We start from the raw sequence: 3,067 nt of genomic DNA on the forward strand, positions 1-3,067 counted from the left end.
GGCCTGCGCTTGATCCAGGCCTTGCCCGCTTCGGCGGCCTGTGTGCCGCGCATGACCATGTGGCCGCGGAGGGTGCGCGCCTCGTGGATCTCGTACAGGTCGCTCGCGATGCCGCCGAAATCGGTCTTGAAGCGGATGTGCCCGATGGTGAAGTCGAACGTGTCGAGGCCCTGGACCCGGGACCATTCCATGGCGGCGGCGATCGATTGCAGCCCCGGGGCGTAGCTCTTCCATTCCCCCTCCCGCATCGTCGGGATGACCATGTGAAAGGCATTGGCGTGGACGAGGCCGTAGACGGCGGCGATCCAGGTTCCGTCCACGGACAGGCCCATCAGCCTGACAGGCCCGCCGGACAGTCCTCGATGCGCGGCCGTCCGATAGAAATCGGCCACCTTCCCCCGTTCGAGGAGATTGGGGCGACCGACGGACTGAAACCGCTCTCGACGCTGCTCCACCAGGGCGTCGACGATCCGATCCACCTCGTCCGGGGTCGAGGCGACGACGAAGGCGACCTCGCCTCTCTGGTCGAGCTTGCGTCGGCGGCGCCTGAGTTCCGTGACGGCCGATGGACGGGCCAGACGCTCGACCAGCGTTGCGGCGTCGCCCGCGATTCCGGCCGAGAAGGCCTGCATGCCCATCAATCGGCAGGACGGAGCGGCAAGGAGGGGATTGGATGCGCCCGCGACGCGCCCCGGGATGCGACTGATACGGATGAGGTCGACGGCGGGCAGAACGGCACGCACGCAGGCCCAGGCTTCACGGGCGGCGTTAGCGTCAAGATCGACGCCTGCCGCCAGGATCGGCCCGGAATAGTCGCTGACGTCGAAATCGATCCATGTCAGCTCCGAGTATGTTCGATGCTGCACCCGAAGCATGGGAAGCAGCATCACCGTCCGCCCGCTTCCACGCTCCGTGACGGTGACGAAGACCGGTGCCTCGGTCGTTGGATCGATCAGTGCCTCGCAGATCCCCCGCACCCAGGACAGGAGTTGGAAGGCCGTGAGGCTGCCGGTTGCCTCCAGATCGCGCCAGATAGCCTCGACCTCGTCGAGATGCCGATAGAGGCGACCGTGGTAGCGCCCATGCGGTAAGTCCGCGCTCACAAAGTCGAACCCACGATCGCCTGCCCAAGATCCCGACTCCGCTCCCGGAAATTCGTCCTGCCCGTCGTTGCCCTGTCTCCGCGAAGCCGGTGCCGTTCTCGGGTCTCGTCAGTCATCTGTCCATGATGACGGATCATTGTTTCCGCATTCGGGCTGGCGGGCCAGGCCTCGCCCGCGGCGACGCCTTCGGCGATCGGACCAGTGGGACATGCAGACAGAGTGCCTTACGGAACCATTCCGCCCCACTGAGCGATGGCCATGCGTCGTCGGCCCAAGTGTGTCCGGATCGGATCGGTCGAACCACGATCGTGGAATCGGCCCATGAGCCGGTCGTCATTTTGCCCAGGGTGAACCGATGCTGATCCTCGTCCTCGGCTTGGCTCTTCTTGCCATCCTCGTCGTCATGGTTGTGAGACGGCGCTACGTCGGACGCCTGACGTCCCTGGCTACGCTCATCGCATCCGCGATGCTGCTGCTGTGGCTGATCGACAGCGGCTTGCTGCCCGGCACCGAGGGACCCCTGACGTCCCTGCGACCCCGGACCCTCCTCGACGGACGATGATCGTCGTCGTGGCGTCGTTTCGGCAGCCACGCCCTCAGAAGAAGACCGGGCGGGCACTCGCGCTGTATTCGGCGAGCACCGCGTCGGTGGCCGGATCGACCTCCTTCAGCACGGCATCGTAGCCCCAGAGATCGGCCAGGTGCTGCAGCACGCGCTTGGCGTCGTCCTTCTGCAGGGTGATGCGGTTCAAGGCCTTGTGGTGGAGGATGAGCTTGCGGTCGCCCTCCAGATCGACATCGACCACCTCGATATCGGGGTCGAGCCAGGCGACGTCGTATTGGCGCGCGAAGGAACGGCGCATCTTGCGATAGCCGCGCTCGTCGTGGATCGCCGCGACCCGCAGCTCCGCCTCGTCCGGGTCGTCCACCACGTGGAAGAGACGCATGTCGCGCATGAGCTTCGGGGACAGGAACTGCGAGATGAAGCTCTCGTCGCGGTAATTCGCCCAGATGTCGCGCAACGTCGCCATGGCGTCGCCGGTACCGGCGATCTCGGGGAACCACTCCCTGTCCTCGGCCGTCGGCTGCTCCACGATTCGGGCGATGTCCTGCATCATCGCGAATCCGATGGCGTAGGGATTGTGCCCGCCATAGCCGCGCTCGTTGTAGTTCGGCTGGCGGATGACGTTGGTGTGGGACTGCAGGAATTCGAGATAGGCCGCCTCGTCGATCAGGCCCTTCTCGGACAGGGAATTCATGATCCGGTAGTGGCAGTAGGTGGCGCAGCCCTCGTTCATCACCTTGGTCTGGCGCTGTGGATAGAAGTACTGAGCGACCAGCCGGACGATCCGCAGGATCTCGCGCTGCCAGGGCCGGAGGCGCGGGGCAGCCTTCTCGAGGAAGTAGAGGATGTTCTCCTGGGGCAGTTCGAGCAGGGCCTTGCGCCGCTCCATCGCCACGTCCGGGCGGACGCCGGCGACCTTCTGCGGCAGGGTGCGCCAGAGGTCGTTGTAGATCTGCTCGCCATGCTCCAGCCGCTCGCGCTCGCGCCGCTGCTCGGAGGCGAGGTCAGGCCGTTTCTTGCGGGGATAGCGGTGGACGCCCTGGCTCATCAGAGCGTGCGCCGCGTCGAGCACCTGTTCCACCGCCCCATGGCCGTAGCGCTCCTCGCAGCGGGTGATGAAGCCCTTGGCGAAGTCGAGATAGTCGAGGATCCCTTCCGCGTCGGTCCACTGCTTGAACAGATAGTTGTTCTTGAAGAAGTGGTTGTGGCCGAAGGCGGCGTGCGCGATGACCAGCGTCTGCATCGTCGCCGTGTTCTCCTCCATGACGTAGGAGATGCACGGGTCCGAGTTGATGACGATCTCGTAGGCGAGCCCCATCAGCCCGCGGCGATAGCCGGCCTCGTGCTGGGCGAAGTGCTTGCCGAAGGACCAGTGCTTGTAGAACAGCGGCATGCCGAT

The 3,067-nt window shown here is 65.3% G+C and carries 3 protein-coding genes; 1 reads left to right on the forward strand and 2 read right to left on the reverse strand.

Annotated elements, in window-relative coordinates; all coding sequences use genetic code 11:
• On the reverse strand, window positions 1-1,103 hold a 1,103-nt coding region (locus ACFE7U_RS16980; protein ID WP_375410892.1), incomplete at its 3' end, for a GNAT family N-acetyltransferase.
• Between the two features lie 355 nt (window positions 1,104-1,458).
• On the opposite strand from ACFE7U_RS16980, the gene ACFE7U_RS16985 reads away from it, so the two are divergent.
• Entirely contained in the window at window positions 1,459-1,665 is a 207-nt protein-coding gene (locus ACFE7U_RS16985) for a hypothetical protein (protein ID WP_375410893.1), read from the forward strand.
• A gap of 34 nt (window positions 1,666-1,699) precedes the next feature.
• On the opposite strand, the gene ACFE7U_RS16990 is transcribed toward ACFE7U_RS16985, so the two are convergent.
• A partial coding sequence (locus ACFE7U_RS16990) for a SpoVR family protein (RefSeq protein WP_375410894.1) occupies window positions 1,700-3,067 on the reverse strand: 1,368 nt, incomplete at its 5' end.

This window comes from uncultured Methylobacterium sp. (assembly GCF_964251405.1).
Taxonomy (GTDB): Bacteria; Pseudomonadota; Alphaproteobacteria; order Rhizobiales; family Beijerinckiaceae; genus Methylobacterium.

Bases quoted from the DNA above. Each gene is read 5' to 3' on its own strand.
- ACFE7U_RS16985 (WP_375410893.1), top strand. From the start codon at position 1,459: ATGCTGATCCTCGTCCTCGGCTTGGCTCTTCTTGCCATCCTCGTCGTC.